The sequence below is a fragment of the Microbacterium sp. NPDC089698 genome, assembly GCF_044749045.1.
Lineage (GTDB): Bacteria > Actinomycetota > Actinomycetes > Actinomycetales > Microbacteriaceae > Microbacterium.
This window is the reverse complement of the sequence record NZ_JBIVHE010000003.1, coordinates 51,867-77,723: the sequence shown is the minus strand read 5'-3', so window position 1 is coordinate 77,723 and position 25,857 is coordinate 51,867. Positions and strand designations below refer to the sequence as shown.

Below are 25,857 nucleotides of genomic sequence, written 5' to 3'. Positions count from 1 at the left end.
ACCAGCCCAGCCGCGACCGGACGACGGGGAGCGGCGCTCCGGCTAGGCTCGACCGTCGGGAGGACCTGTGGACGCAGCACGACCCGTCACGGACGACACGGCGATGGATCGCGCGCTCGTCCTGGCCGCCGAGGCCGCCGCGGCGCAGGAGATCCCGGTCGGCGCCGTCGTGCTCGGTACCGACGGACGGATCCTCGCGGAAGGGCGCAACAACCGCGAGGAGACCGCGGATCCGACCGGCCATGCCGAGATCGTCGCTCTGCGTGCGGCCGCCGCGGCGCAGGGATCCTGGAACCTCACCGGCTGCACCCTCGTCGTCACGATGGAGCCGTGCGTGATGTGCGCGGGGGCGATCCTGCAGTCCCGCGTGGCGCGCGTGGTGTTCGGCGCCTGGGACGACAAGGCAGGAGCGGCCGGGTCCCGCTACGACGTGCTGCGCGACCGTCGGCTGCCCTACCGTGCCGAGGTGGTCGGCGGCATCCGCGAGGACGACGCCGTGGAGCAGCTGCGCGCGTTCTTCGCCGAGCGCCGCTGATCCGTCTCCGGGGTCCGGGACGCGAGCTCCGGCTCCCAGGATCCGCCCGGCCCCGACTCGGCTCCGACTCGGCTCCGGCCCCGACTCGGCTCCGGCCCTGGGTCGGCCCCCACTCGGCTCCGGCCCTGGTCGGGGACGGTCGGTTCGGGGCGCATCCTCCGGTTTTGGGGCGCGTCCCGCCACGTTCGGGTGTTCTCCTGCGCCCCAAAACGGTGGATCACGCCCCAAACCTGTGAGAAGTCATCCCACGTACCAGCCCGACCCCCGCCCGACCCCGTACCGGGCCCAGGCCCAGGCTCCGCCCCGTCAGGCTTGCGGCCTCCGCGACGCGAGCCGGGCCAGGCGCTGCACCGCGAACAGGTACGCCTGCGCGCGCGGATCGAAGTAGCCAGGGTGCCGCTCGCCGCGCTCGTCGATCTCGGTCTGCGACGCGTGCCCGTCGGTGGCCTCGCCGTGCTCGCCGCCCGAGCCGGGGATGGGGCCTCCATCGGAGCCGTACACGATCGTGCCCGCGATGTCGCGGGGGTCGACCGGATGCGCGCCGAGCCGCCCCAGGGGAGCGGTCGCATCGCTCGAGGCCTCCGTGGCGTAGAACGAGAACGCGTGCTTCGAGATCGCCTCCGCCACGGCGTCGGCGGCCATGTGCGTCATTCCGGCGGAGGCGATCGAGAACGCCATCGAGACCGGGCCCGCCCCGTCCATGAGCACGAGCTCGCCGAAGAGCGTGGACGAGTACGAATAGGCGAGCACCGCGATGCGCGCTCCGGGGTGCCTGTGCCGCATGCGCACCAGGTCGCCCGCCAGCCGTGCCGCCCCCACGGTCGCGTGCTTGCTCGCGAGCGCGGAGAGGTGGGTTCCGGAGTCGTAGCCGAACCAGGCCACGGTCGCGATGCGGACGGATCCGCCGCGCAGCGCGCTGGCCCGGATCGTGTCGGCGCACAGCCGCTGCGCGATGCCGGCCCAGCCCCGGAAGGCGCCGAGATCCGTGTCGATCCCGTGCAGCACGACCACGATCAGCTCGGCCGCGTCGAAGTCGCCGAACGCCACGGCCGCGCGGGGTTCGTCGCCCTCGAAGAACAGCGAGATCAGGCGCGCCTGCGCGTCGGCGTGCAGCACGTCCTGGACGTTCTGCAGCTTCTGCCGCGCGTCCGCGGACAGCGTGGGATCGGCGAGCGCCTCGGCGAGCGGGTCGACCACCACGGTTCCGCGCCGGTCAGTCGGCCGAACGGAGCACGAACGTGTCGGTGGGCGGGGTGGGATCCAGCGCCGGCCGGTAGATGTCGGGCTCGAGGTAGATCACCCGCGCTGCCGGCACGGCCTCGCGGATCCGGATCTCGATCGTGTCGATGTCGTCCGCTGCCGCGCGGACGGTCTTGTCCGAGGTGAGCGCGATCTTCGCGGCGACGAGCAGCTCGTCGGGGCCGAGGTAGAGGGTCTTGATGTGGATGAGCTTCTCGACCTCGTCGCCCGCCAGGATCGCGTCGACGATCCGGTCGTAGTCGGCTTCGTTCGCGCCCTCGCCGACCAGCAGGCTCTTGGTCTCGATGCCCAGCACGACCGCGATGAGCACGAGCAGCAGGCCGATCATGAGCGTGCCGAGGGCGTCGAAGACCGGGTTGTGGGTGATCAGGGTGAGGCCGACGCCGAGCAGTGCGAACAGGAGCCCGGTGAGAGCTCCGGTGTCCTCCAGCAGCACGACCGGGAGTTCCGGCGCCTTCGCGCGGCGGATGAACGACACCCAGGACTGCCCCTGGGGGCGCACGTGGTTGCTCTCCTTGATCGCGGTCCGCAGCGAGAAGGACTCGAGCACGATCGACACCACGAGCACGGCGAGCGGCAGCCACCACCACGTCCTGTCGATCTCGTGCGGTTCGACGAGCTTCTGCACGCCCTCGTAGATCGCGAACAGGCCGCCGACCGAGAACAGGATGATCGAGACGACGAAGGCGTACACGAAGCGCTCGCGGCCGTAGCCGAAGGGGTGCTCCCGGTCGGCTCGGCGCTGCGCCTTGCGGCCGCCGAGCATGAGCAGCAGCTGGTTGCCGGAGTCGGCGATCGAGTGGATCGCCTCGGCGAGCATCGACGCGGATCCGGAGAGCAGCCAGGCGACGAGCTTCGCGAGCGCGATGCCCATGTTCGCCAGGAACGCCGCCAGGATCGCCTTGCCGCCACCGGATGCACTCATGCCACGAGTCTATGTCGGGCGATGCCGCGGATGACGGCGCCGATCCGCACGCGGAGGCGCCGATAGGCGCCGATCGCCGCCGATCCCGCGCACGGGATCCCGGCGCACCGCGAGCCCGGGCTCGTAGGATGGCCGCATGGTCGATGCACTCCCCTCTGTCGCGTTCCTCGGTGCCGGTTCGATGGGAGGTGCGATCCTGCGCGGCCTCGTCGCCAGCGCGATCCCGGTCGACGGCGGCATCACGGCCACCAACCGCACGTCCGCGCGCGCCGCCGAGCTCGAGGGCCTGCCCGGGGTGCGCTCGATCGCGCTCGAGCAGCAGCCCGACGGCAACGACGTGGCGGCCGGGGCGCGCATCGTCGTCATCGGCGTCAAGCCCGCCATGGTGCCGGATCTGCTCGACGAGATCTCCCCGCACCTGCGCGAGGACGCGATCGTCGTGAGCATCGCGGCCGGCGTCACCCTGGCGACGTTCGCCGCGCACCTGCCCGCGGGCACGAGCGTGCTCCGGTCCATGCCGAACACCCCCGCGACCGTGGGCCGTGCGGTCACCGGGCTCGCCGCGGCCGCGGACGTCACCGACGAGGAGCGCGCCCTCGTCCGCCGGCTGTTCGAGACGGTGGGATCCGTGATCGAGGTCGCGGAGGAGCAGATCGACCCGCTCTCCACGATCTCCGGATCCGGTCCCGCCTACGTCTTCCTGCTCATCGAGGAGTTCACCAAGGCCGCGATCGGCAAGGGCTTCGCGGAGCCCGAGGCGCGCCTCATGGCCGAGCAGACCTTCATCGGGGCGACCGCGCTGCTGGAGGCGTCGGGCGAGGACCCGGCCGAACTGCGCCGCCGCGTGACGAGCCCCAAGGGGACGACCGAGCGCGCCGTCGCGGTGCTGCAGGACGCGGACCTGGACGGCCTGTTCGCCCGCGCCACCGACGCCGCGCTCGCCCGCGCGCGCGAACTCGCCGCCGGAGTCTGACCCGAGGGCGCGCACCCCTCGAGGAGCCGCGGGCGGGCGCCCTCCCTCCGGGGAGCGCCGCGCCCGCCGTCCTCACGCCTCGCTGGCGACCTCGGCGAGCACCTCGGGCCAGCGCCGATCCAGGATCCGGCCGCCCAGCACCGCGCCGCCCCACACGGCGAGCCCGCCGCACACCACGCCCAGTGCGAGGCTCAGCCAGCCGAGCCACGGTGTCCAGATCGCGGCGATCGCGAGGCCGAACGCAGGGCCTCCGATCACGAGGCTGAGCGGCGTGATGATCATCATCGCGACCATCGACTGCACCCCGCCGGAAGATCCGCGTCCGAACGGGTTCGCCTCGGGGGCGGGAGCGCGGCCGGGCAGGAACGCGCCCACCCAGGCGCCGATTCCGGCCGCCGCCGCCCCCAGGCCCAGGGCCGCGCCGAGGCTGGCCGGAAGGAGGTCGATCCGGCCCGCGATGATGCTCGCCGCGACGCACAGCACGATCGTCACCGGCACCGCGATCATCCCGAACCCGAGCAGACGGCCGGCGCGGTCCGCCCGCCCCGGCACGCCGATGTGGATGTGCAGGGCGATCGCGTCGTTGTCGTAGGCGATCCCGAGCTGCAGGATCGTGCCGATCAGCAGCGCGTTGATCGCCGGGATGAGGATCGTGCCGGGGCCGAGGGCGAGCGAGCTCTCGCCGCGTCCGTTCATCAGAGCGACACCGATCAGCAGGGCCGGCAGCAGGAGCATCATCACGGTGTTGATCACCTGGCGCGGGTCGCGTGTGGCGTAGCGCAGCGAACGGGCCGCGATCGCGCCGACCGCGGTGGCGGGAAGGGCACGATCGAGCAGGCCGCCGGAGCGCACGCGTCCGCCGCCGCGGCTCTGGATCGGGGCGACCAGACGTGCGGCGAGCAGCCCGCGTGCGGCGAACCACAGGGCTGCCGCGGTGGCGAGCGCGACGAGCAGCCGGAGTCCCGCCGCGAGCAGATCGCCCTGGGCGAGTGCGGCGGAGACCCCGAACACGGCGCCGAGCGGCGTCCACCCCGCGGCGTCGGCGATCGCGGGAAGGACCGCCGTGGGATCCGACAGCCGCGAGAAGGCGCGCACGAGCACGTTGATCAGCAGGCCGGAGCAGGCGACGAGCAGGACGCCGAGCGTGATCACGAGATCGCGCGTCCGTCGTCCGGCCAGCCATCCGGCGAGCACGCCGCTGACCACACGGGCGCCGAGCACGCACGTCGCGAGCGCGAGCGGGATCAGGACCACGGAGGCCACGAGCGCGAGCGGGCTCACCGACCATCCGACGAGCATGAGCAGCAGCGCCACGGTGGTGCCGATGCCGCCGATCGTGGTGGCACCCGCCACGACGAGTCCCGGCAGCATCGATCGCGCGGTGACCGGCAGCAGGGCGAAGCGCTCCGGGGCGAGCGAGTCGTCGACGCTCACCACGATCGAGCCGATCCACCACACCAGCACGATGCCGGCGCCGACGAGGACCAGCGTGCGCACGGCCGCATCGGGCGCAGCGATCCGCAGCGCCACGAGGCCGGCGGCCAGTGCCGTCAGCAGGCCGAGGGCGATCATGCCCGTGATGATCAGGGACACGATCATCCACGGGTTGCGTCCGAGCTGGTGTCCGAGCTGGCGCCAGCGCAGGCTTACGAGGAGCGCAACCATGCGAGCGTCTCCGATCCGAGCTCGTGCGCGCCGACCAGGGACAGGAAGCGCTGCTGCAGGCTCTCGCCCGCGCGCACCTCGTCGAGGGTGCCGTTCGCGAGGAGGCGCCCCTCGGCGACGATCGCGACGCGGTCGCATAGGGACTCGACGAGCTCCATGACGTGGCTGGACAGCACGACCGTGCCGCCGCCGGCGACGAACGCCCGCAGGATCTGCCGGATCGTCTCGCCCGAGACGGGGTCGACCGCCTCGAGCGGCTCGTCCAGGATGAGCAGGCGCGGCGCGTGGATGAGCGCGCACGCGAGGCCGATCTTCTTGCGCATGCCGGCGGAGTAGTCCACGACCAGCGTGCTGCCGGCGTCGGCGAGTCCCAGCGCCTCGAGCAGCTCGCCGGAGCGGCCGACGACCTCGGCCTCGGTCATCCCGCGCAGCAGCCCGGTGTACCGCAGCAGCTCGGCGCCGGTCAGGCGGTCGAGCATGCGCACGCCGTCCGGCAGCACGCCCATGCGGCCCTTCGCCGCGGCCGGATCCTGCCACACGTCCGCGCCGAGCACCCGGGCGGTCCCCGCGTCGGGGCGCAGCAGGCCCGTGGTCATCGCGAGGGTCGTGGTCTTGCCGGCGCCGTTGGGGCCGAGCAGGCCGAGCATGGATCCGGCGGGGACATCGAGCCAGAGGTCGTCGACGGCGACCTTCTGCCCGAACTGCTTGCGAAGGCCCTGGAGCGAGAGCACCGGCGGCGCGGCCGCGAAGGGCGCTGTGGAGTCGGTCATGCCTCCATCCGACCATGCCCCGCCCTCGCCCGGCATCCCCCGCGCGACGGACATCCCGATCCCTGACCGCGAGACTCCATCTCCGCGACGAGACTGCGGTTCAGACGCGCAGTCTCGTCGCCCAGATGGAGTCTCGCGGAGAGATCGGCGCCGCGGGGGCGGGGGCGGGGCGGGGCAGGGGGCGGGGTCAGCGGTCGAGGGAGGAGAAGCGCTCGATGTCGCTGTTCGTGCCGGACACGATGATGAGGTCGTGGTTGGTCACGACGGTGTCGGCCTCGGCGTAGCGGAACGGCTTGCCGGGGCTCTTCACGCCCACCACGGTCACGTTGTACTTGCTGCGCACGCCGGACTGGTTCAGGCCCACGCCGCGGATGAACTTCGGCGGGTACATCTTGGCCAGCACGAAGTCGTCGTCGAAACGGATGAAGTCGAGCATTCGGCCGCTCACGAGGTGCGCGACCCGCTCACCGGCCTCGCGCTCGGGGTAGACCACGTGGTTCGCGCCCACGCGGGCGAGGATCTTGCCGTGCGACTGGGACACGGCCTTCGCCCAGATCTGCGGCACCTTGAGGTCGACGAGGTTCGCGGTGATGAGCACCGACGCCTCGATCGAGGAGCCCACGGCGACGACGGCGACCTGGAAGTCCTGGGCGCCGATCTGGCGGAGCGCGTCGATGTTGCGGGTGTCGGCCTGCGCGGCGTGCGTGACCCGCTCCGACCACTTCTGCACCAGCTCGAGGTTGGTGTCGATCGCGAGCACCTCGCGGTCGAGGCGGTCCAGCTCCCCGGCGCAGGCGGCGCCGAAGCGGCCCAGCCCGATCACGAGCACCGGGGCGTCGTTGCGCAGCACTTCAACCATGCCGCCCACTTTACTGTCCGCCTTTACTGCCCGCCGCCGAGGTGCCTCTGTCCGCCGCCGCGCTCGGTCAGCCGACGATCGGCCGCTCGACCGGGAGCGAGTACAGCTGGGTGCGGCTCGTCGCGGCCACGGCCGCGGCGAGCGTGACGGTGCCGACGCGCCCCATGAAGATCGTCGCGGCGAGGATGTAAGTCGCCGAGTCGGGGAGTCTCTCGGTGACGCCGGTCGACAGCCCGACGGTGCCGAAGGCGGAGACCACGTCGAAGAGCACCTCGTCGACGGAGAACTTCGTGAGCTGGCTGATCGCGATCGTGGAGAGCGCGACGGTCGTCGCCCCCCAGGCGACGACGCTGAGCGCGACGCGCTGCACGTCCGAGGGGATGCGGCGCCCGAACGCCTGCACGGCGGGGCGGCCCTTGGCCTCGCTGATCACGGCCAGCGCGAGCACCGCGAGCGTGGTGACCTTGATGCCGCCGGCCGTGGAGGCGGAGCCCCCGCCCACGAACATGAGCATGGACGCGGCGAGCATCGAGGATCCGTTGAGGTCGCCCATGTTCACGACGCTGAAGCCGCCCGAGCGGGTCATGGCGGAGAGGAAGAACGCCTGGAACGTCGTGTCGCCGGCGTCCATGGATCCGAAGGTCTTCGGATTGTCGAACTCGAGCAGGAGGAACACGGCCGCCCCGACCACGAACAGCACGATCGTGGTGAGCACCGTGAGCTTGGCGTGCAGCGACCAGCGGCGCACGTGCCAGCGCTGCCGGGCGAGCGTGTAGATGACGGGGAAGCCGAGGCTGCCCAGGAACACGCCCAGCATGAGCACGCTCAGCACGTAGTAGTTCTGCGCGAACGGCGCGAGCCCTCCGGGGTTCGGGGTGAAGCCGGTGTTCGTGAACGCCATCGCCGCGTAGAACGGCGCCTCCCAGAGGGCGGTGACGGGATCCACCCCCGCCGTCAGCAGCGCCGGGTAGAGCAGCACGATGAGACCGGCCTCGATCGCGAACGCGGAGATCGCGACCGTGCGCAGCAGGGATCCGACCTCGCCGAGGCGCACGGTCTGGCTCTCGTTCACGGGTCCGCCGTGCGCGCGCATGGGGTTGGTGTCGCCCGCGGCGATGAGCTTGGCGCGCAGCCCCAGGCGCTTCGAGATCGCGAGGCCCATCACGCTCGCGAGGGTCAGCACGCCGAGGCCGCCGATGTTGACGCCGACGAAGACCACGCCGAGGCCGAAGCCCGACCAGTGCGTCGCCATGTCGACCGTCGACAGGCCCGTCACGCAAATCGTCGACACCGCGGTGAACAGCGCATCGGCGAGCGGCGTCACCGTGCGATCCGCGCTCGCGATCGGCAGCGACAGCAGGGCGGTGGTGATCAGGATGAGCGCCGAGAACACCACGATCGCGAAACGCGAGGGGGAGGAGGTCGTCAGCGTCTTTCCGAGACGGACGGTCCTGCGGACGGCCTCCGAGAAGGATCGCGGGGCAGCGGTGCGCGCCATGGTCGAGCCCCTCCGATCCTCCGTCCGCCAAGCCTTCGTCATGGTACTCCGCCCCCGGCGCGGCTACTGTGAAGGCATGACCGACATCTTCGACGTGATCGCCGACGGCACGAGACGGGACATCCTTCAGCTCCTGCGCCAGCGGTCCGAGGAGGGGGATGCCGGCACGAGCGTGACGCAGATCGTGAGCGAGCTGGGGATCAGCCAGCCCACCGTCTCCAAGCACCTCAAGGTGCTGCGCGAGGCCGAGCTGGTCACGGTCCGCGAAGACGGTCAGCGCCGCTTCTACAGCATCGAAGCGGCCCCTCTGGAACAGGTCGACGACTGGCTCGTCCCGTTCCTCGCCGACGCCTACGGGGACTCCGCCCCGGACATCTCCGGCGTCATCGGGGTTCCGCCGCTGCCTGACGGCGCCGCGCATGCGGCCGAGGTCGTCGGCCGCGCCGCCGCGAGCGCGAAGCACGTGGTGCAGACGGCGCTCAAGCGCCTCGGGGCCTGAGCCTCCAGGCCTGAGCCTCGGGGCCTGATCGCCCGGGCCTGAGCCTCGGGGCTGAGCGCCGCCCGCACCCGCGTGCCGGGGTCCTGCGGGGTCTCAGCGCCGCGCCCGGCCGAAGAGCCAGCGGCCCCACAGCACCGAGATCGCGAGGATGACCGCGCACCAGCCCAGCGCCCAGAAAGGCTGGGCGTGCAGGGGCGTCCCCATGAGCAGGCCCCGGATGGTCTCGATGATCGGCGTGATCGGCTGGTTCTCCGCGATCCACTGCAGCCAGGTCGGCATCGTGTGGACCGGCACGAACGCGCTGGACAGATAGGGCACGAACATGAGGATGAATCCGTACCCTGCGGCCGCCTCCGGGCTGCCTGCGGCGAGTCCGATCGCGGCGTAGAGGTACGTGATCACGAGGATGTAGACCGCGATCACGCTGAACGCGGCGAGCCACTGCAGAGGGCCGGCGCTCGGGCGGAAGCCGAGCAGCAGCGCGACGCCGAACACGACCGCGGTCGAGACCAGGTTGCGGGCGAGACTCGCGACGACGTGGCCGGTGAGCACGGATCCCGGTCGCAGGGGCATCGTGCGCATCCGGTCGATGATCCCGGTGGACATGTCGCGCGAGACGTAGGTCGCGGTCGACGCGGCGCCGAAGCCGGCGCAGAGCAGGATGATCCCCGGCACGACGTAGTCGACGTAGCTGCCGTCGTTCTCGATCGCGCCGCCGAACACGAAGGTGAACAGCAGCATGAGCGTGACCGGCAGCATGATCGACATCGAAAGGGTCTCGCCGTCGCGCAGCGACAGGATGAGGCTGCGCCGGACGAACACGCGCTCGGCGGCGAATCCGCGCAGGCGCGGGCGGATCCCCGACGGGGCCGGCGCGACCGGCGCGAGGGCGGGGGCGGGGGACAGGGCGGTCATGCGAACTCCCGGAGGGTCGTGCGATCGGCGTCGCCGGTCGCGGTGGAGGCGGAGGTGGAGGTGGCGGACGCGGTGAGGGTGAGGAAGACGTCGTCGAGCGTGGGCCGGCGCAGCTGCACGCGCGCCGACGGATGGGCGGCCTCGAGCTCGTCCAGCGCGCGGCGGATCCCGTCGATCGAACCGTCCGTCGCGATCTCCGCGAGCGAGGATCCGTCCGCGTCCTCGGCGACGAGCACGTCGCTGCCGAATTGCGCCTTGAGCGCGGCCGCGGTCCCGGTGCGGACGATGCGCCCCTGGTGCAGCACCGCGATGCGGTCCGCGAGCTGGTCGGCCTCCTCCAGGTACTGCGTGGTGAGGAACACCGTGGTGCCCGCGGCGGCGAGGCCCCGGATGACCTCCCAGAGATCCAGGCGGCTGCGGGGATCCACACCCGTGGTGGGCTCGTCGAGGAAGAGCACCTGCGGTGTCACGACGAAGCTCAGGGCGAGGTCGAGCCGGCGGCGCATGCCGCCGGAGTAGGTCTTGACCTTGCGTCCTGACGCATCGGCGAGCGCGAACTGCGCGAGCAGCTCGTCCGCGCGGCGGCGGGCGGCGCGCGGGGAGAGGCCGGAGAGCCGGCCGAGCATCACCAGGTTCTCCACGCCGGTGAGCGCGTCGTCGACCGCGGCCGACTGTCCGGTGAGCGAGATCCGCTGCCGCACGCCTTCGGGATCGCGGCGCACATCGCAGCCCGCGACGATCGCGGTGCCGGCGTCGGTGCGGGTCAGCGTGGTGAGGATCGAGATCGTCGTGGTCTTGCCGGCGCCGTTGGATCCGAGCAAGGCGACGATCTCGCCCTGCTCGGCGGTGAGGTCGACGCCGCGCAGGACAGGGGTGCCGCGGTACTGCTTGGTGAGTCCTGCGACTTCGATGGCCGTGGTCATCGCCGTTCCCTTCTGTATGGATGGATCTCCGTCTGGATGAATCCGTCTGGACGAATCCGTCTGGATGAATCCGTCCGGACGAATCCGTCCGGACGGCTCTGTGTATAGGTGAAACTGTTTATGACAGTAACACACTGTTTACGTAGTAAACAGTCCTATCCTGGAGTCATGACCGAAGAGTCCGAACCCGCCGACCTTCCCGACCTGCCCCGCGGCATCGCGCTGGCATGGGGCATGGCGGCGAGCCCCCAGCGCGGGCCGAAGCGCGAGATGAGCGTCGAGCGCATCGTCGAAGCGGCGGTCGCGCTCGCCGACGGCGAAGGGCTCGGTGCCGTGTCGATGGCGGCCGTCGCGAAGACGCTCGGCTTCACGCCGATGTCGCTCTACCGCTATGTCACGGCGAAGGACGACCTCCTGCTGCTCATGCAGGAGGAGGCCTCAGGACTCCCGCCGCTTCCCGAGTCCGGTGCGCCGGAACGCGGCTGGCGGGAGGAGGCGGAGCGGCTGTACCGCGCGCATCTGGACGTGTACCTCCGGCACCCCTGGCTGCTGAGCCTGCCGATCAGCGGCACCCCGGTCACGCCGGGGACCGCGGCGTGGATGGATGCGTACCTCGCGGCCTTCGCCGACACCCCGCTCGACCAGGACGACCGGATGGGCGCGATGCTCGCGATCATGGGGCAGTCCCGGTGGTTCGGCACGGTGGCCGCCGGCTATGCGGAGGCCGCCAGGGCGAGCGGGCTGACGCTCGAACAGGTCGGCGCCCAGGAGGCCGCGCTGTTCCGGGCGCTGATCGACCCGGACGCGTATCCGCACGCGCGCGCCGCGCTCGACGAGGGCGCTCTCGGCGGGGATCGGGATCCGATGGTCTTCGGCATCGAGCGCGTCCTGGACGGCATCGCCGCCCACATCGACCGCCTCGCCGCCGCGGGGCCGCGGGAGCCCCGCACCCCTCCGGTGTTCGTGCCGGAGGATCCGGCGGTCGCCGCCGACAAGCGGGTGCGTGCGGTGGCGAAGAGCGTGCGCGAGGCGGAGAAGGCGCTGCGAGCGGCGCAGAAGAACGAGCGCCAGGCGCGCAAGGACGCCGCGGAGCGCTTGGCGAAGTCCGCGACGGTCTGAGCATCCTCTGTCACAGCGTTCACATGGGTTTACACGCGTCGCCAGCAGCCCCTACAGTTATCGCATCCCGTCGTGCAGGTCGCGCGAGGGGTGAGGGGGTAGATGGGGATGCCCGAGCAGTTGCCGGACGTCAAGTTCCTGACCGTCGCCGAAGTGGCGGCGATCATGCGCGTGTCCAAGATGACCGTGTACCGGCTGGTGCACGCGGGCGAACTGCCCGCGATCCGCTTCGGCCGCAGCTATCGCGTCCCGGAATCCGCCGTCACCGCCGCGCTGCAGAAGCCGATCGCGGACGCGGGCTGAGCGCCGCGGGGACGGTGTCGGGGCGCCGGATCCGTATGCGCGTCAGCGCCGGCGGCGCCGTGCGCTAGACTGTTCCGAGGCATTTTTCCATGCCCCGATCCCGGGCGTCGTCCGAGTGCGACGCCCAGCCCCTGACTTAGTGAGGTTTCCGTGGGTTCTGTCATCAAGAAGCGCCGCAAGCGCATGGCGAAGAAGAAGCACCGCAAGCTGCTTCGCAAGACTCGCCACCAGCGCCGCAACAAGAAGTAAGCGGCTGCGCCGAGCGCGCAAGTCACTGAGCGCCCCCGATCTCTCGATCGCCGGGGCGCTTCGTGCATTCCGGGGGCCTCGCGCTTCCCGGAAGGCTCCAGGGCGGCGCGCCCGGGAGTCCGGCGTCTGGAAGAATCGGATCCATGAAGACGATCACCGTCGCCCAGCTGGCCGAGCGCACCGAGACGCCTCTCATCGACGTGCGCGAGAGGAGCGAGTTCGCCTCGGGGCACGTGCCCGGAGCGGTGAACCTGCCGATGTCCGAGATCGGGGACCTGCTGCACGAGCTCCCGGACGGGGCGTTCGACGTGATCTGCCAGCTCGGCGGGCGCTCGGCGCGCGTCGTCGAGGCGCTCGAGGCGCGCGGCTACGACGCCACGAACGTCGAGGGCGGCACTGCGGAGTGGATCGCGGAGGGGCGCGCGATCGAGACGCCCGCGTCGTGATCACGCTGACCCTGATCGGCAAGCCCGACTGCCACCTGTGCGAGGTGGCGTCCGACGTGGTCGACGCCGTCGTCGCCGAGCTGCCGGATGCGCTCGCCGAGGACATGGAGATCACCGAGCTGTCGATCCTCGACGACCCCGCGCTGTACGAGAAGTACTGGGAGAAGATCCCCGTGCTCCTCATCGACGGCGAACTGCACGGCCATTGGCGGATCTCACCCGATCGGCTGCGCGACGCCCTCGCGGAGAAGGCCGGGGGTCCGGGCGAGGTCGGAGCGGCCGTCGCGGCGGCAGGCGCGTCCGCAGACGAAGATCCCGCAGGCGAAGATCCCACAGGAGGAGAAGAGCGATGACGGTGCGACACGTGGTCACCTGGAAGATGGCGGCGACCGATCCGGCAGAGCGCACCGAGCACGCCGCCGGGGTCGCCTCACGGCTGGAGGGACTCGTCGGCGTCGTGCCGTCGATCCGTGCGCTCACCACGGGCGTGAACACGCTCGCGATCGAGGGCAACTGGGACGTGACGCTGATCGCCGACTTCGACGACGCCGCAGGCCTGGACGCGTATCAGGTGCACCCGGCGCATCAGGAGGTCGTGGGCTACGTGCGCTCGGTCTCGGGTGGTCGCTCGGCCGTCGATTTCGAGGTCTGAGCCACCGGCGGAACCGGCGGATCGGCCTTTCCGGAGCACGTGCGGGAGTCATCGTCTCGGATCTCAGACATTCTGCCGGTCTGAGAGCGAGCCAGAACCGCGGGATTCCGCGGCGGCGGGAGCGCCGATACCGAACCGAGACAACCGTGAGCCTTCTGCCGTTACACGGCGGTAACCGCACCGTGTCAAGATAATGGGCAACCCGCACTAGGACATCAGCGTCCTCGACACAGGAGTCGAACATGCAACGTCGCTCGAAGATCGCCTTCGGACTCGCCCTCGCGGCGACCGCCGCCCTCGCCCTCGCCGGCTGCTCGACCGGGGCGGGCTCCGCCCCCACCGAGAGCGCCGGCGGAGGCACGGACTACGGCCTCATCACGGCCGGGACCCTCACGGTCTGCTCCGACATCCCCTACAAGCCGTTCGAGTACGAGGAGTCGACCGGCTCCGGCCAGTACACCGGCTTCGACGTCGATCTGCTGACCGCGATCGCGAAGAAGCTCGACCTCAAGACGCAGTTCCAGGTCACGAACTTCGATACCCTGCAGTCCGGCACGGCGCTGCTCGCCGGCCAGTGCGACATGGGCGCCTCCGCCATGACGATCACCGACGACCGCAAGAAGAACATCGACTTCTCCGACGGCTACTACGACTCGCTGCAGTCGCTGCTGGTGAAGACCTCTTCCGGTATCAAGGACATCAACGGCCTGAGCGGCAAGAACGTCGGCGTCCAGCAGGGCACGACGGGCGAGAACTACGCGAAGGAGCACGCCAAGGGCGCGAACCTGGTGCAGTTCTCCGATGACGGCGTGCTGTGGCCGGCCCTTCAGGGCGGGCAGATCGACGCGATCCTGCAGGACCTTCCGGTCAACCTGCAGCACGAGAAGGACGACCCGTCCTACAAGGTCGTCGAGACCTACAAGACCAACGAGGAGTACGGTTTCGCGTTCGCGAAGGGCAAGAACGCGACCCTGCGCGAGGCGATCAACGCGCAGCTGAAGGCGCTCAAGGACAACGGGGAGTACAAGACGATCTACGACAAGTACTTCACCGCGAAGTGACGTCGGTCTGATCGACTGAGATGGCTCTGAAGAAGCGGACCCGCACGCGGGTCTATCACTACACCGTCTACGCGGTGATCATCGCGCTCATCGCCTGGGCCGCGATCGCCACCGACTGGCCGACGGTCCTGAAGCAGTTCGCGAACCCCGAGGTCGCGATGAAGCTGCTCCCCGGCATCATCACCGTCGGACTGAAGAACACGCTGCTGTTCACGATCGAGTCGTTCGCGGGCGGTCTGATCCTCGCCGTGATCCTCGCGCTCATGAAGCTCAGCAGCGTCCCGCCGTTCCGGTGGGCGGCGACCGCGTGGATCGAGTTCTTCCGCGGAATCCCCGCGCTGATCACGATCTTCGGATTCGGGATCATGCTGCCGATCGCGATGAACGTGCGCGTCCCCGGCGGCCCCGTCGGGGCGGCGACGCTGGGACTCGTCGTGGTGTCCTCCGCCTACATGGCGGAGACGATCCGCGCCGGCATCCAGGCGGTCCCGAAGGGGCAGACGGAGGCCGCACGGTCGCTGGGCATGTCCTCCACGAGGACCATGTTCTTCATCGTGCTGCCGCAGGGCTTCCGGATCATCATCCCGCCGCTCACGAACGAGTTCGTGCTGCTGCTGAAGGACACGTCGCTGTTCTTCGTGATCGGGGCGACCCCGCTCACCTACGAGCTGACGACCTACGCCCGCAACGGCCTGTCCACCTACGCGAACGCCACGCCGATGGTGATGGCGGCCCTGCTGTACCTGATCGTGACGATTCCGCTGACGCGGCTGACAGCCTGGCTCGAGCGCCGGATGGCGAGGGAACGATGAGCACCGACCTGATCAATCTGAACGCTCCGGCGATCGACGTCCAGGGCCTCGTCAAGCACTACGGCGACAACGAGGTGCTCAAGGGCATCGACCTGACGGTGCACGCCGGCGAGGTCGTCTGCGTGATCGGCCCCTCGGGGTCGGGCAAGTCGACGCTGCTGCGCTCGGTCAACATGCTTGAGGAGCCGACGGGCGGGAAGATCGTCGTCGAGGGGATCGATATCACGGATCCCGACATCGACATCGACCGCGTCCGTGCGCGCATCGGCATGGTGTTCCAGAGCTTCAACCTGTTCCCGCACATGAGCGTGCTCGGCAACCTGACGATCGCTCAGCGTCAGGTCAAGAAGCGCGGCAAGGTCGAGGCGGAGAAGGTCGCCAAGGAGATGCTGGAGCGCGTCGGCATGGCGCACAAGGCAGACGCCTACCCCAGCCATCTCTCCGGCGGGCAGCAGCAGCGCGTCGCCATCGCGCGGTCGCTCTGCATGAACCCCGACATGATGCTCTTCGACGAGCCCACCTCGGCGCTCGACCCCGAACTCGTGGGCGAGGTGCTGCAGGTGATGCGGACGCTCGCCGACGAGGGCATGACGATGATGGTGGTCACGCACGAGATGGGCTTCGCCCGGGAGGTCGGCTCCCGCCTGATCTTCATGGACGGCGGGCACATCCTCGAGGAGGGCGACCCCCGCGAGGTGCTCGCCAACCCGCAGCACCAGCGCACGAAGGACTTCCTCGCCCGCGTGCTGTGAGGCGCCCGCGCCTGAGGGATACCCCTGAGGCCGCGGACACCGGAACGATGAGACGCGCCGGGGACTTACGAGTCCCCGGCGCGTCTCATAGCGTTCTCCGAGCCTGATCGGGGTGCGCCCACCGGTTCCACCGAGGCGGCACGGATTACCATGGGTCGTCGCCCCGTCCGGAGGCGGGAACGGAGCACGCCCTTCATGCCGCGATGGTTGCTGGAGCTGGACCTCGCCGAGGGACCGGTGCCCTGGATCGTCTGGGGGCTCGCCGCGGCGGGCCTCGTCGCGCTGCTGATCCGGCCGCTCCGGCGGCGCTGGATCGTGCGCGCGGCGATCGCCGTCGTCGCCGGCGCGCTCGTGGGCTGGTTCCTCGTGGTGTTCGTCGACGCCGCCGACCTGTTCGGCGTGCCGATGCCGGATGCGGTGAAGTGGTGGACCTCCGGCGGCTTCGCACTGATCGGGCTCGCGATCGTGAGCCTGTGGGATTCGCGCTGGTGGCGCAAGGTCGTCGCGATCCTGACCGTGATCACCTCGGTGCTCTCGATGGGCATCGGGATCAACCAGGCCTTCGCGCTGGATCGCACCCTCGGCGACATCCTCGGCATCAACACGCTCGGCGCGCTGGACCAGTTCGCGCCGCCGCTGACGAATCAGCCCTCGTCCTCGAAGCCCCTCGTCGACACCTGGACGCCGCCTGCCGACATGCCCGCCCGCGGACGGTTCGGCGCGCTCTCGGGAGCGAACGCCCTGAAGTCCTCCGCCGGATTCAAGCCGCGCGAGGCGACCGTCTACCTGCCCCCGGCCGCGCTCGTGAAGGACCCGCCGGCCCTCCCCGTCGTGGTCTTCATGATGGGCCTGCCCGGCTACCCGAACCCGCACCCGATGGTGGACGTCATGAACGAGTTCGCCGCGAAGCACGACGGCCTCGCGCCCATCGTGATCATCGCCGACCAGCTCGGTGCGCAGGACCAGAACCCCGGATGCGTCGACTCGGCCGCCTACGGCGGGGTCGAGACGTACTTCAACAAGGACATCCCGGATTGGATCCGCGGGCATCTGCGGGTGCTGCAGGACCCGAAGTACTGGACCATCGCCGGGTACTCGAACGGCGGAGCGTGCGCGTTCATCTACGGCGCCAGGCATCCCGGCATCTGGGGCAACATCGCCACCGCATCCGGTGAGCCCTGGTCGGGCTTCGGCGATCCCAAGTCGGTGGAGAAGGTGTTCAAGGGCGACCAGGCGGCGTTCGACGCGAACAAGCCGGAGTCGATCCTCGCCGAGCACCCGGGGGCCTACGCCGGGCACTACGCGATCTTCGCGGCCGGAGCGCTCGACAAGAAGTACGGCCCCGCGAACCGCGTGTCGGCAAGCCTCGCGGAGGCGGCGGGCTTCACCACCACGTACTACCTCGTGCCGAACGCGACCCACACCGGGCCGGGCCTGCTCGGCGGACTGAAGAAGGCGTTCGAGGTGCTGTACCCGCGCCTGGGGCTGTCCCGATGACCTCGTCGCGGGCGATGGCGGCGGTCCTGGCGGTGGCGCGCCGGGCGGGGCGCTATGCGCGCCGGCATCCGTTCGCGATCGGGCTGGCCCTCCTGCTCCTGGCCACGGGACTGGTCTTCGGCCCGCTCCGGGGGCACCGCCCCGCCGGCATCGGGCTCAGCCCGCTCTCGTTCGGACGCGAGCGCGAGTGGTGGACGCCGCTGACGGCGCTGCTCGTGCCGGACTCCTGGGGCGGTCTGCTCCTCTCGGCCGTGCTGGCGGTCACGCTGCTCGCGTACGCGGAGCGCCTGATGGGGACCTGGCGCGTCGTGAGCGCGTTCCTCGTGACGGGCGTGGTCGGCGGTCTGCTCGGCCTCGGAATACAGTCCCTGGCCTGGTCGTGGGGGCAGGTGTGGGCGCGCATCGACGCCCGTGGCGCCGTGCTGGACCCCTCGATCGGGATCCTGGGGGCGATCATGGCGGGCAGCGCGTTCGCTCCCGCCCTGTACCGCCGCCGGATCCGCCTGCTCGGCCTCTCGCTGCTCGTGACCTACACGCTGTACGGCGGCGATGCGGACAGCGTCTACCGGCTGCTGGCCGCGCTCGCCGGTCTCGTCCTCGGTGTGATCCTCACCAGCGGCCGGCCGCGCCCCGCCTGGTACCGCAGCTCCTATCACGAGACCAGGACGCTCACCGCGGCCATGGTCGCGGTGACCGGCCTCGGGCCGCTCATCGTGCTCCTCACCGGCGTCGGCATCGGGCCGCTGGCCCCGGTGGTCGCGGGGCTGCGCGGCGTCGACATCTCCGGGATCACGGATGCGTGCTCGCAGAACAACGCGTCCGCGCACTGCGTCGCCGGAGTGACCACCGCGGTGGCAGCAGGCACCGGCGTGGTGCTGATGAGCCTCGTCCCGCTGCTGCTCAGCCTGGTCGCCGCGTGGGGCCTGCGCTCGGGGCGCCGCGCCGCGTGGTTCCTCGCGATCGGCGTGAACGCCGTGATGGCGCTGCTCACCGGCCTCAGCGTGGCGACCCGTTCGCTCCGGGAGCCGACCGATGTGATCGAGATCGACCGGCAGTTCCCCGGATTCTCGGTGCTGGCGATCCTCGTCCCGGTCGGGATGTGCATCCTGCTCGCGATCACGCATCGCCGGTTCGCGGTGCGCGCCTCGCGCCGTGCGGTGCGGCGGTTCTCGCTCACGATCGGGATCGCGTTCGTCGTGCTGACCGCCACCAACATGATCCTGGTGTCGGCCGTCTCGCATGCGCCGTCGTTCTGGTCGTCCCTGCTGACCACGCTTCGCCGGTTCCTGCCCACGATCATCGGCCGCCCGAGCGGCCACACGCCGCTCACCGGAATCGCGCTCGCGCTGCACCGGGATGTGGGCGCACTGTTCTGGCTGATCTTCGCGATCGCCATGGTGGCGCTGCTGCTGGGACGCTCGCGCAAGGCCGCGGACGATGCGGAGCGGTTCCGCACCCAGCTGCGCACGACCGACGGCGGCACGCTCGGATTCATGGGCACCTGGGAGGGCAACGAGCACTGGTTCACGGCGGACGGCCGCGGTGCGGTCGCCTACCGGGTCGTGAACGACATCGCGATCGCGGTGGGGGATCCGGTCTGCACGCCGGGCGACACGGCGAAGACCATCCGCGGATTCCTGGACTTCTGCGATGCGAACGCCTGGACCGCGGTGTTCTACAGCACGCACGAGGAGTTCGCGCCGGCGTTCCGGGACCTCGGATGGAAGAGCATCTCGGTGGCCGAGGAGACCGTCGTGCCGCTCGAGCGGTTCGAGCTGACCGGCAAGGTGTGGACCAAGGTGCGCCAGCCGTACAACCGCGGGCAGCGGGACGGGCTCACGACGCTGTGGACGACGTGGGAGCAGCTGCCCGCGGGCCTGGTCGCCCAGCTGGACGCCCTCAGCGAGCAGTGGATCGCGGAGAAGGCGCTGCCGGAGATGCGCTTCACCCTGGGCGGTATGGAGGAGCTGCGGGATCCGGACGTCGAGATCCTGCTCGCGATCGGACCCGAGGGTGAGCTGCAGGCGGTGACGAGCTGGATGCCGGTGTGGCGCGAGGGGGAGCTGGTCGGCCGCACGCTGGACTTCATGCGTCGTGCCGATGGCGCGATGCCGGGCGTCATGGAGTTCGCGATCGCCTCGGCGGCGCTGCACATGAAGGAGCAGGGGCTCGAGGTCATGAGCCTGTCCGGGGCGCCGCTCGCGCAGACCGTGGACGGCGACGCCGATGCGGATCCCGGGATCACCCGGCTGCTGGGCTGGCTGAGCCGGGTGCTCGAGCCCGCGTACGGCTTCGCCTCGCTGCTGCGGTACAAGGGCAAGTTCAACCCCGAGTACCGCCCGATGCACCTGTTCTACGCCGACAACGGCCAGCTTCCGGCGATCGGGCTCGCCATCGGACGCGCGTACCTGCCGAACGCCTCGCCGGCGGAGTACATGGCTCTGGCGCGCTCGCTGGCGGGCTGACCCGCGTACCTGCCGAACGCCTCGCCGGCGGAGTACATGGCCCTCGCCCGGTCGCTGGCGGGCTGACCCGGCGGGACACGACGGAGGCGCCGCCCTTCGGGACGACGCCTCCGCGATCGGCTCAGCCGGCAGACGGTGTCGACCTAGTCCTCGGTCTCGACGACCTCGGCGTCCGCGGCGTTGCGGCGGATCGAGTCGATCCCGTTCAGCGCACCGGACTTCGACGAATAGCTCTGGCCGCTGGCGATGATCTCGCCGTTGCCGGCCTTGAGGCGGAAACGCCACTTGCCGCTCTTGTCCTCGTAGAGTTCGAACTTGCCTGCCATGGTGCTCCTCCCGGAACCGCGGGGGCGGCCCTCGCCCCCAGGCTCAAACTAGCGGGGAGGTCGATCGGGCGTCGAGAACCGCGGTCATGTGTTTCCTGTGCGTCGACGAACCCCCGCCCCCGTCGTCGTTACGATGGGGCACGCGGGGTCAGGAGGCGAGTGCGGGATGTCTTCTTCGACGACGCGCGTCAGGAGCCGCGCGGGGGTGCTCGCCGTCCTGCTCGTGGCCGGGGCGCTGGCCGTCCTGCTCGGGGTGATCGGGCGGCCGTGGTCGCCGGCTCCCGGGGCGCCGCGCGCCACGGCCGCAGGCTCCGCGATGCCGCTCTTCGAGACCTGGACGCCGCCCGCCGGCCAGCCGTCGCAGGGCACGGTGACCCGGCTCTCCGGGGACGAGCGCATCCCCTCGTCGGCCGGATTCGTCCCGAGGGACGCCTCGCTCTACCGGCCCCCCGCGGCGCTCGTGCCGGATCCGCCCGCGCTGCCGCTCGTCGTGTTCATGATGGGGGAGCCGGGGGATCCGGATCCTTCGTTCGTCGCCGACGCGATGGACCACCTGGCCGCCGCGCATCACGGGCTCGCCCCGATCGTGATCGTGGCGGACCAGCTCGGCTCCGAGGACGGGAACCCGGCCTGCGTGGACTCGGCCGCGTACGGCGGTGTGGAGACCTACTTCACGAAGGACATCCCCGCCTGGGCGCGCAGCCACCTGCGGGTGCAGCCGAGCCCGGAGGCGTGGACGATCGCGGGATTCTCGAACGGCGGCGGATGCGCGCTGGACTGGGGCGTCGCGGATCCCGGTCTGTGGGGCGGCATCGTGAGCATCGCGGGGGAGTCCTATCAGGGCACCGAGTTCCCGGACGAGGTGCTGCAGCAGGTGTTCGAAGGGGAGCAGAGCGCCTATGACGCGGCCAAGCCCGCCGCCAGGGCCGCGCAGAACGCCGGTCGCTTCGACGGGCACGTGGCCCTGTTCGCCGCGGGCGACGAGGACGCGTTCTTCACGGCGCAGGTGCAGCTGTCCGCGCAGATCACGGAACAGGCCGGCTTCGCGACGCAGGTGTTCACGATCCCGGGAGAGGACCACGTCGGATCCCTCCCCGAGGGGCTGCTCGCGACGTTCGGCGCCCTGTTCCCGCATCTGGGTCTCGCGCCCCCCGGAGGGGGCTGAGGCCCCTCCTCACGCCGTCTGACGCACCGCCACGGGCTCCGGGTCGACCTCGAGTCCCACGAGGTCGCCGTACTGCGGGTGGATCCGCGCCGCGTGCTGCACGCGCACGAGCAGGCCGTCCTCGGTGCGCACGAGCGTGCGCCGCATGCTCCCGAGGAACATGCTCTCCTCGACCGTCCCCGTGACGGCCGCGCCGACGGGCTCGACCAGCCGCACGTTCTCGGGGCGCAGCAGCACATCGACCTCGCCGGTCGCCGGGAGCTGGAGCGGGATCTCGGCGCCCCACACCCGCACCGTCGCACCGTCGGCGAGCCCGCGCACGACGCTGGACAGGCCGACGAACGCGGCGACATGCGCCGTCGCCGGGCGCAGGTAGAGCTCCTCCGGGGTTCCGATCTGATCGATCCGGCCGGCGTTCATGACCGCGATCCGGTCGGAGACGCTGAGCGCCTCCTCCTGGTCGTGCGTGACGAAGACCGTGGTGATGCCGAGCCGCAGCTGCAGCCGGCGGATCTCATCGCGCAGCTGCACGCGCACCTTGGCGTCCAGGGCCGAGAGCGGCTCGTCCAGCAGCAGGACCCTGGGTTCGGTCACGAGCGCCCGCGCGAGCGCCACGCGCTGCTGCTGGCCGCCGGAGAGCTGATGCGGGAACTTGTCGGCGTGCGCCTCGAGCCCGACCAGAGCGAGCGCGTCGAGGGCGCGCCGCCGGGCCTCGGCCGTGGCCACCCTGCGCCGGCGGAGGCCGAACGCGGTGTTGTCCACGACGCGCAGGTGCGGGAACAGCGAGTAGGACTGGAACACCATGCCCAGATCGCGCTTGTTCGTCGGGACGCCGGACACGTCCTTGCCGCCCAGCAGCACGGCGCCGCCGTCGGCGTCCTCGAGTCCTGCGAGCACGCGCAGCAGCGTGGTCTTGCCGCAGCCGGAGGGGCCGAGCAGCGAGACGAACTCTCCGGGCGCGATGTCGAGGTCGATCCCGTGCAGCACCTGCGTGCGGCCGTAGCTCTTGACGATGCCGTCGAACTGCACGCGCGTGCCGTCCGACCGGTCTGCGAGCAGAGAGTTGTCCGCGGTGCGGGGGAGCGCGATGTCGCTCATGAGTCGGCCTTTCCGGACCGGCCGCGGGCGGCCCGTCCGATGATGAGGAGCAGGAGGAAGCTGAAGGTCAGCGCCATCAGGGCGAACATCGCCGGGGCCCAGCCGTCCTGCTTCTGCACGACCACGAGCGCGGTCTGCAGCACGTCGCGGTTCAGCAGCGAGGCGATCGTGAACTCGCCGAGCACGACCGCGATCGACAGGAGGGACGCGGCGAGCAGGCCCTGGCGCAGGTTCGGAGCGAGCACGCGCAGCACGACCGTGCCCCAGCCGGCGCCCAGCGAACGGGCGGCCTCGGCGAGCGTGGTCATGTCGACCGCGTCGATCGACGCCTGGATGGACCGGTAGGCGAACGGCAGCACGGTGATGCCGTAGGCGAAGGCGAGCGTCCAGGCGCCGGTGCCGACCGAACGTCCGATCTGCAGGTAGATCGGGGTGAGCCCGACCACGAGCACGATCGCCGGGATCGAGATGGGCAGCAGCACGACGAACTCGAACACGGGACGGAGCCGCGGGAAGCGCAGGTTCACCAGGATCATGGTCGGAGCGAGCACGAGCAGCACGATGAGCACCGTGACGATCGCGAGGATCAGCGAGTTGCCGAGCCCGGTCCAGATCGGCTGGTAGACGGCCGCCTTCGCGGGATCGCCGAGGCCGACCCAGTGCGCGAGGGTGAAGCCGCCGTCCTCGCCGCGGAACGTGTAGGCGAGCGTCGCGACCAGCGGGACCAGGAAGAAGAGCCCGACCAGGATCCCGATGATCCAGCGGGTGAGCGGCGACGGGGCGAGCCGGTTCATGCCTGCCACCTCGCTGCCCGGCGCTGGACGAGCGAGTAGAGCCACATGACGATCCCCACGACGACGATCATGCCGAGCGCGAGGGCCCCGGCGAGGTTCTCCCGGCCCAGCACGGTCTCGCTCGTGAGCGCGGCGCGGATCTGCAGCGGCACGATCTGCGAGCCCTGGCTCGCGAGCGCGGCCGCGGTCGCATAGGACGAGAACGCGTTCGCGAACAGCAGCAGGAAGCTGGCGAGGAAGGCCGGGGTGAGCACCGGGATCCCGATCCGCAGCCAGAAGCTCCCGCGGGTGCCGCCGAGGGTGAGATTGGCCTCGGCCCACTGCGGCTTCAGCGCCGAGAGGGCGGGCATGAACGTGATGACCATGAGCGGGATCTGGAAGTACAGGTAGGGAAGGATCAGCCCGGGCAGCTCGTAGATCCAGGGACCGTGGGCGAACAGGTCGATGCCCAGCGTGTTCTTGAGCAGCTCGGTCAGGACGCCGCGAAGACCCAGCGTCGCGATGAACATGAACGCGAGCATCACACCGCCGGTCTGCGCGAGCACGCCGGAGGCGGCGTCGATCACGGTGCGCACGCCGCCGGAGGGGCTCATGCCGAGCAGGGCGTAGCAGACGAGGGCTCCGATGATCGCGCCGATCGCCGCGGTGAGCAGGGAAAGCCCCGCCGAATTGGCGAAGGTGAGCAGCACGGTCGGATCCCAGAGGGCCGAGATGTTGCTCGTGGTGAACGCGCCGTTGCGGGTGAAGAAGCCGGTCGCGACCGCGAGGATCGTCGGCAGCACGAGGAAGAGCAGCAGGTACGCCGCGAACGGGACGAGCCCGATCGCGGCGAGCCCGCGGGACAGGCGGGCGGGGAGGGAGGCTCCGCCCGACGGCCCGCGCCGGGCCGGAGCGCGCAGCTCCGACCCGGCGCGGGATGCGGCGGGAGCCGCGGTGGTGTCGGCGGTCACTGGACGGCCGCGGCCCACTTCTCGCCGAGCAGCTTGCCGGCGGCGGTGCTCTGCGCCTCGGTCGGTACGACCGTGTCCTTCGGAGCGGTGGGGAGCGCGGCGGCGAGGGTCTTGTCGATCGTCCCGGCCTTGGTCATCGCGTCCATACGGACGGGACGTGCGCCGCCCTTGAGCCAGAGGTTCTGACCCTCGTCGCTGTAGAGGAACTCCTGCCACAGGCGTGCCGCCGCGGGGTGCGGGGCGGCCTTGTTGATCGCCTGGTTGTAGTAGCCGGCGTAGCCCGTGCCCGGCAGGACGACCGTCTTCCAGTTCTTGTTGTCCTTGGTGTGGGCGGCGTTCAGGTAGTCCCAGTCGAAGACGACGGGGGTCTCGCCGCTCGCGACGGTCGCCGTGGTGACGTCGACCTTGAGCAGGTTGCCGGCCTTCTGCAGGTCGGCGAAGAAGTCGATGCCCTTCTGGTAGTCGTCGAGCTTCCCGCCGGACTGCACGGTCGCCAGACCGACGGCGGCGAAGGCCGCACCGGCCTGCGTCGGGTCGCCGTTGAGCGCGACGGCGCCCTTGTACTCGGACTTCTTCAGGTCGTCGAGGCTCTTCGGCTCCGGGAACTTCGAGGAGTCGTAGCCGATCGACATGTACCCGCCGTAGTCGCCCGTGAACAGACCGTCCTTGTCCTTGAGCTGGGCGGGGATCTCGTCCCACTTCTCCACCTGGTAGGCGGCGAACTTGTCGGTGTTCTGCAGGGTCACCGTGAGGCCGAGGTCGAACACGTCGGGCGCCGTGTCGAGGCCCTCGTTCGTCTTGGCGGCCTGGATCTCCTCGGCGCTCGACGCGTCGGGGGAGGCCTCGCTGATGGTGATCTTCGGGTACTTCTTCGTGAAGGCGGCGAGGATCTCGCCGTAGTTGGCCCAGTCGTGGGGGAGGGCGATGACGTTGAGCTTGCCCTCGGCCTCTGCGGCCTTCTCGAGGTCGGCCAGCGAGCCGAAGTCCTTGAGCGAGGTGGCGGTCGAGGCCTTCGCGGCGGAACCGGAGCTCGCCGGGTCGGCGGAGGCGGATCCGGAGCAGGCGGAGAGCAGGAGCGCGGCGCTGGTCGCGAGCGCGATGCCGGCGCCGATGCGCGCACGACGGTTGCTGATGAGCATGATTTCCTCTCGGTGTCCGGCGCTGCCGCCGGGGTCGGGTCGAGAGGGAATGTACGGCGACGGAGTTACCGGTCAGGCCGACCGGGGTGAATGCGGGATGAACGGTTCGGGTCCAGGGCGGTCCGGCCGTGGGGCGGGTCCCGTGGATCGCGCGCCGGCGCGAGGGCCGGCGGGGCCGGAGAGAGGGCCGGCCTGGCTGGGGACAGG

The 25,857-nt window shown here is 70.7% G+C and carries 27 protein-coding genes and 1 pseudogene; 15 read left to right on the top strand and 13 right to left on the bottom strand.

Annotation, left to right across the window (positions count from 1 at the left end; all coding sequences use genetic code 11):
• Positions 1-67: 67 nt before the first annotated feature.
• Positions 68-535 (top strand): nucleoside deaminase, encoded by a 468-nt coding sequence (locus ACIPY5_RS10235; protein ID WP_400970084.1) that lies wholly within the window; start codon positions 68-70, stop codon positions 533-535.
• Positions 536-841: 306 nt separating this feature from the next.
• Here ACIPY5_RS10235 and ACIPY5_RS10230 read toward each other — a convergent pair whose 3' ends face one another.
• Entirely contained in the window at positions 842-1,732 is an 891-nt protein-coding gene (locus ACIPY5_RS10230; protein ID WP_400970081.1) for an alpha/beta hydrolase, read from the bottom strand.
• 16 nt (positions 1,733-1,748) lie between these two features.
• Positions 1,749-2,720, bottom strand: a complete 972-nt coding sequence (locus tag ACIPY5_RS10225) for a cation diffusion facilitator family transporter (protein ID WP_400970078.1) — start codon at positions 2,718-2,720, stop codon at positions 1,749-1,751.
• A 136-nt stretch (positions 2,721-2,856) separates the two neighbouring features.
• On the opposite strand from ACIPY5_RS10225, the gene proC reads away from it, so the two are divergent.
• Positions 2,857-3,693, top strand: coding sequence for a pyrroline-5-carboxylate reductase (gene proC / locus ACIPY5_RS10220; protein WP_400970075.1), 837 nt, complete (start codon positions 2,857-2,859; stop codon positions 3,691-3,693).
• A gap of 72 nt (positions 3,694-3,765) precedes the next feature.
• Here proC and ACIPY5_RS10215 read toward each other — a convergent pair whose 3' ends face one another.
• The 4 genes from ACIPY5_RS10215 to ACIPY5_RS10200 all read right to left on the bottom strand — a co-directional run bounded on the left by ACIPY5_RS10215 (position 3,766) and on the right by ACIPY5_RS10200 (position 8,485).
• Positions 3,766-5,358 carry a hypothetical protein gene (locus ACIPY5_RS10215; RefSeq protein WP_400970072.1) on the bottom strand — a complete coding sequence of 531 codons (1,593 nt, stop codon included), beginning with the start codon at positions 5,356-5,358 and terminating at the stop codon, positions 3,766-3,768.
• Positions 5,340-6,128: an ABC transporter ATP-binding protein gene (locus ACIPY5_RS10210; protein ID WP_309340945.1), complete on the bottom strand. Its 789-nt coding sequence runs from the start codon at positions 6,126-6,128 to the stop codon at positions 5,340-5,342. The genes ACIPY5_RS10215 and ACIPY5_RS10210 overlap by 19 nt, the downstream gene beginning before the upstream one ends.
• Positions 6,129-6,315: 187 nt before the next feature.
• Entirely contained in the window at positions 6,316-6,987 is a 672-nt protein-coding gene (locus tag ACIPY5_RS10205) for a TrkA family potassium uptake protein (RefSeq protein ID WP_045272962.1), read from the bottom strand.
• A 67-nt stretch (positions 6,988-7,054) separates the two neighbouring features.
• Positions 7,055-8,485, bottom strand: coding sequence for a TrkH family potassium uptake protein (locus tag ACIPY5_RS10200; RefSeq protein ID WP_400970068.1), 1,431 nt, complete (start codon positions 8,483-8,485; stop codon positions 7,055-7,057).
• A gap of 76 nt (positions 8,486-8,561) precedes the next feature.
• Here ACIPY5_RS10200 and ACIPY5_RS10195 point away from each other — a divergent pair, with 76 nt between their 5' ends.
• The gene (locus ACIPY5_RS10195) at positions 8,562-8,984 is read left to right on the top strand and encodes a helix-turn-helix transcriptional regulator (RefSeq protein WP_233310184.1); all 423 of its coding nucleotides are present in this window, start codon (positions 8,562-8,564) and stop codon (positions 8,982-8,984) included.
• A gap of 93 nt (positions 8,985-9,077) precedes the next feature.
• Here the strand turns inward: ACIPY5_RS10195 and ACIPY5_RS10190 are convergent, their stop codons facing one another.
• Positions 9,078-9,899 carry an ABC transporter permease gene (locus ACIPY5_RS10190; RefSeq protein ID WP_400970064.1) on the bottom strand — a complete coding sequence of 274 codons (822 nt, stop codon included), beginning with the start codon at positions 9,897-9,899 and terminating at the stop codon, positions 9,078-9,080.
• Positions 9,896-10,822, bottom strand: a complete 927-nt coding sequence (locus ACIPY5_RS10185) for an ATP-binding cassette domain-containing protein (protein WP_400970061.1) — start codon at positions 10,820-10,822, stop codon at positions 9,896-9,898. The genes ACIPY5_RS10190 and ACIPY5_RS10185 overlap by 4 nt, the downstream gene beginning before the upstream one ends.
• Positions 10,823-10,990: 168 nt before the next feature.
• On the opposite strand from ACIPY5_RS10185, the gene ACIPY5_RS10180 reads away from it, so the two are divergent.
• From ACIPY5_RS10180 to ACIPY5_RS10130, 11 genes and pseudogenes are all read left to right on the top strand, one after another.
• Entirely contained in the window at positions 10,991-11,941 is a 951-nt protein-coding gene (locus tag ACIPY5_RS10180; protein ID WP_400970058.1) for a TetR/AcrR family transcriptional regulator, read from the top strand.
• 108 nt (positions 11,942-12,049) lie between these two features.
• Positions 12,050-12,244, top strand: coding sequence for a helix-turn-helix domain-containing protein (locus ACIPY5_RS10175; RefSeq protein WP_309339526.1), 195 nt, complete (start codon positions 12,050-12,052; stop codon positions 12,242-12,244).
• A 150-nt stretch (positions 12,245-12,394) separates the two neighbouring features.
• Entirely contained in the window at positions 12,395-12,493 is a 99-nt protein-coding gene (locus ACIPY5_RS10170) for a 30S ribosomal protein bS22 (RefSeq protein WP_003792170.1), read from the top strand.
• A 143-nt stretch (positions 12,494-12,636) separates the two neighbouring features.
• Positions 12,637-12,939, top strand: a complete 303-nt coding sequence (locus ACIPY5_RS10165) for a rhodanese-like domain-containing protein (protein WP_400970055.1) — start codon at positions 12,637-12,639, stop codon at positions 12,937-12,939.
• Positions 12,936-13,184: pseudogene (locus ACIPY5_RS10160) on the top strand (glutaredoxin family protein); the annotation flags it as partial. The gene ACIPY5_RS10165 and the pseudogene ACIPY5_RS10160, both read left to right, overlap by 4 nt.
• A 104-nt stretch (positions 13,185-13,288) precedes the next feature.
• On the top strand, positions 13,289-13,591 hold the full coding sequence (locus ACIPY5_RS10155) for a Dabb family protein (RefSeq protein ID WP_400970052.1): 303 nt from the start codon (positions 13,289-13,291) through the stop codon (positions 13,589-13,591).
• A gap of 242 nt (positions 13,592-13,833) precedes the next feature.
• Positions 13,834-14,652: a basic amino acid ABC transporter substrate-binding protein gene (locus ACIPY5_RS10150; protein ID WP_309339522.1), complete on the top strand. Its 819-nt coding sequence runs from the start codon at positions 13,834-13,836 to the stop codon at positions 14,650-14,652.
• A gap of 20 nt (positions 14,653-14,672) precedes the next feature.
• Positions 14,673-15,464: an amino acid ABC transporter permease gene (locus tag ACIPY5_RS10145; protein WP_309339521.1), complete on the top strand. Its 792-nt coding sequence runs from the start codon at positions 14,673-14,675 to the stop codon at positions 15,462-15,464.
• The gene (locus tag ACIPY5_RS10140) at positions 15,461-16,216 is read left to right on the top strand and encodes an amino acid ABC transporter ATP-binding protein (RefSeq protein ID WP_309339519.1); all 756 of its coding nucleotides are present in this window, start codon (positions 15,461-15,463) and stop codon (positions 16,214-16,216) included. The genes ACIPY5_RS10145 and ACIPY5_RS10140 overlap by 4 nt, the downstream gene beginning before the upstream one ends.
• A 195-nt stretch (positions 16,217-16,411) precedes the next feature.
• Positions 16,412-17,713: an alpha/beta hydrolase gene (locus ACIPY5_RS10135; RefSeq protein ID WP_400970047.1), complete on the top strand. Its 1,302-nt coding sequence runs from the start codon at positions 16,412-16,414 to the stop codon at positions 17,711-17,713.
• Entirely contained in the window at positions 17,710-20,178 is a 2,469-nt protein-coding gene (locus ACIPY5_RS10130; RefSeq protein ID WP_400970045.1) for a bifunctional lysylphosphatidylglycerol flippase/synthetase MprF, read from the top strand. The genes ACIPY5_RS10135 and ACIPY5_RS10130 overlap by 4 nt, the downstream gene beginning before the upstream one ends.
• Before the next feature lie 143 nt (positions 20,179-20,321).
• Here the strand turns inward: ACIPY5_RS10130 and ACIPY5_RS10125 are convergent, their stop codons facing one another.
• Entirely contained in the window at positions 20,322-20,504 is a 183-nt protein-coding gene (locus tag ACIPY5_RS10125) for a YegP family protein (RefSeq protein ID WP_309339514.1), read from the bottom strand.
• Positions 20,505-20,670: 166 nt separating this feature from the next.
• Between ACIPY5_RS10125 and ACIPY5_RS10120 the strand changes: the two genes are divergently transcribed.
• On the top strand, positions 20,671-21,669 hold the full coding sequence (locus ACIPY5_RS10120; RefSeq protein ID WP_400970041.1) for an alpha/beta hydrolase: 999 nt from the start codon (positions 20,671-20,673) through the stop codon (positions 21,667-21,669).
• Positions 21,670-21,678: 9 nt separating this feature from the next.
• Here the strand turns inward: ACIPY5_RS10120 and ACIPY5_RS10115 are convergent, their stop codons facing one another.
• The 4 genes from ACIPY5_RS10115 to ACIPY5_RS10100 are packed head-to-tail and all read right to left on the bottom strand — an operon-like array spanning position 21,679 to position 25,650.
• Complete coding sequence (locus ACIPY5_RS10115) at positions 21,679-22,767, bottom strand: ABC transporter ATP-binding protein (protein ID WP_309339511.1); 1,089 nt, start codon at positions 22,765-22,767, stop codon at positions 21,679-21,681.
• A complete protein-coding gene (locus ACIPY5_RS10110; RefSeq protein ID WP_400970037.1) occupies positions 22,764-23,561 on the bottom strand; it encodes an ABC transporter permease in 798 nt (265 codons plus the stop codon). The genes ACIPY5_RS10115 and ACIPY5_RS10110 overlap by 4 nt, the downstream gene beginning before the upstream one ends.
• A complete protein-coding gene (locus tag ACIPY5_RS10105) occupies positions 23,558-24,511 on the bottom strand; it encodes an ABC transporter permease (protein ID WP_400970034.1) in 954 nt (317 codons plus the stop codon). The genes ACIPY5_RS10110 and ACIPY5_RS10105 overlap by 4 nt, the downstream gene beginning before the upstream one ends.
• The gene (locus ACIPY5_RS10100; RefSeq protein ID WP_400970031.1) at positions 24,508-25,650 is read right to left on the bottom strand and encodes an ABC transporter substrate-binding protein; all 1,143 of its coding nucleotides are present in this window, start codon (positions 25,648-25,650) and stop codon (positions 24,508-24,510) included. Before ACIPY5_RS10100 ends, ACIPY5_RS10105 begins: the two co-directional genes overlap by 4 nt.
• Positions 25,651-25,857: the final 207 nt, after the last annotated feature.

Coding starts and splice junctions, on each gene's coding strand:
- ACIPY5_RS10225 (WP_400970078.1), bottom strand. CDS start 2,720: ATGAGTGCATCCGGTGGCGGCAAGGCGATCCTGGCGGCGTTCCTGGCG.
- proC (WP_400970075.1), top strand. CDS start 2,857: ATGGTCGATGCACTCCCCTCTGTCGCGTTCCTCGGTGCCGGTTCGATG.
- ACIPY5_RS10215 (WP_400970072.1), bottom strand. CDS start 5,358: ATGGTTGCGCTCCTCGTAAGCCTGCGCTGGCGCCAGCTCGGACACCAG.
- ACIPY5_RS10210 (WP_309340945.1), bottom strand. CDS start 6,128: ATGACCGACTCCACAGCGCCCTTCGCGGCCGCGCCGCCGGTGCTCTCG.
- ACIPY5_RS10205 (WP_045272962.1), bottom strand. CDS start 6,987: ATGGTTGAAGTGCTGCGCAACGACGCCCCGGTGCTCGTGATCGGGCTG.
- ACIPY5_RS10200 (WP_400970068.1), bottom strand. CDS start 8,485: ATGGCGCGCACCGCTGCCCCGCGATCCTTCTCGGAGGCCGTCCGCAGG.
- ACIPY5_RS10195 (WP_233310184.1), top strand. CDS start 8,562: ATGACCGACATCTTCGACGTGATCGCCGACGGCACGAGACGGGACATC.
- ACIPY5_RS10190 (WP_400970064.1), bottom strand. CDS start 9,899: ATGACCGCCCTGTCCCCCGCCCCCGCCCTCGCGCCGGTCGCGCCGGCC.
- ACIPY5_RS10185 (WP_400970061.1), bottom strand. CDS start 10,822: ATGACCACGGCCATCGAAGTCGCAGGACTCACCAAGCAGTACCGCGGC.
- ACIPY5_RS10180 (WP_400970058.1), top strand. CDS start 10,991: ATGACCGAAGAGTCCGAACCCGCCGACCTTCCCGACCTGCCCCGCGGC.
- ACIPY5_RS10175 (WP_309339526.1), top strand. CDS start 12,050: ATGCCCGAGCAGTTGCCGGACGTCAAGTTCCTGACCGTCGCCGAAGTG.
- ACIPY5_RS10165 (WP_400970055.1), top strand. CDS start 12,637: ATGAAGACGATCACCGTCGCCCAGCTGGCCGAGCGCACCGAGACGCCT.
- ACIPY5_RS10155 (WP_400970052.1), top strand. CDS start 13,289: ATGACGGTGCGACACGTGGTCACCTGGAAGATGGCGGCGACCGATCCG.
- ACIPY5_RS10150 (WP_309339522.1), top strand. CDS start 13,834: ATGCAACGTCGCTCGAAGATCGCCTTCGGACTCGCCCTCGCGGCGACC.
- ACIPY5_RS10145 (WP_309339521.1), top strand. CDS start 14,673: ATGGCTCTGAAGAAGCGGACCCGCACGCGGGTCTATCACTACACCGTC.
- ACIPY5_RS10140 (WP_309339519.1), top strand. CDS start 15,461: ATGAGCACCGACCTGATCAATCTGAACGCTCCGGCGATCGACGTCCAG.
- ACIPY5_RS10135 (WP_400970047.1), top strand. CDS start 16,412: ATGCCGCGATGGTTGCTGGAGCTGGACCTCGCCGAGGGACCGGTGCCC.
- ACIPY5_RS10130 (WP_400970045.1), top strand. CDS start 17,710: ATGACCTCGTCGCGGGCGATGGCGGCGGTCCTGGCGGTGGCGCGCCGG.
- ACIPY5_RS10125 (WP_309339514.1), bottom strand. CDS start 20,504: ATGGCAGGCAAGTTCGAACTCTACGAGGACAAGAGCGGCAAGTGGCGT.
- ACIPY5_RS10120 (WP_400970041.1), top strand. CDS start 20,671: ATGTCTTCTTCGACGACGCGCGTCAGGAGCCGCGCGGGGGTGCTCGCC.
- ACIPY5_RS10115 (WP_309339511.1), bottom strand. CDS start 22,767: ATGAGCGACATCGCGCTCCCCCGCACCGCGGACAACTCTCTGCTCGCA.
- ACIPY5_RS10110 (WP_400970037.1), bottom strand. CDS start 23,561: ATGAACCGGCTCGCCCCGTCGCCGCTCACCCGCTGGATCATCGGGATC.
- ACIPY5_RS10100 (WP_400970031.1), bottom strand. CDS start 25,650: ATGCTCATCAGCAACCGTCGTGCGCGCATCGGCGCCGGCATCGCGCTC.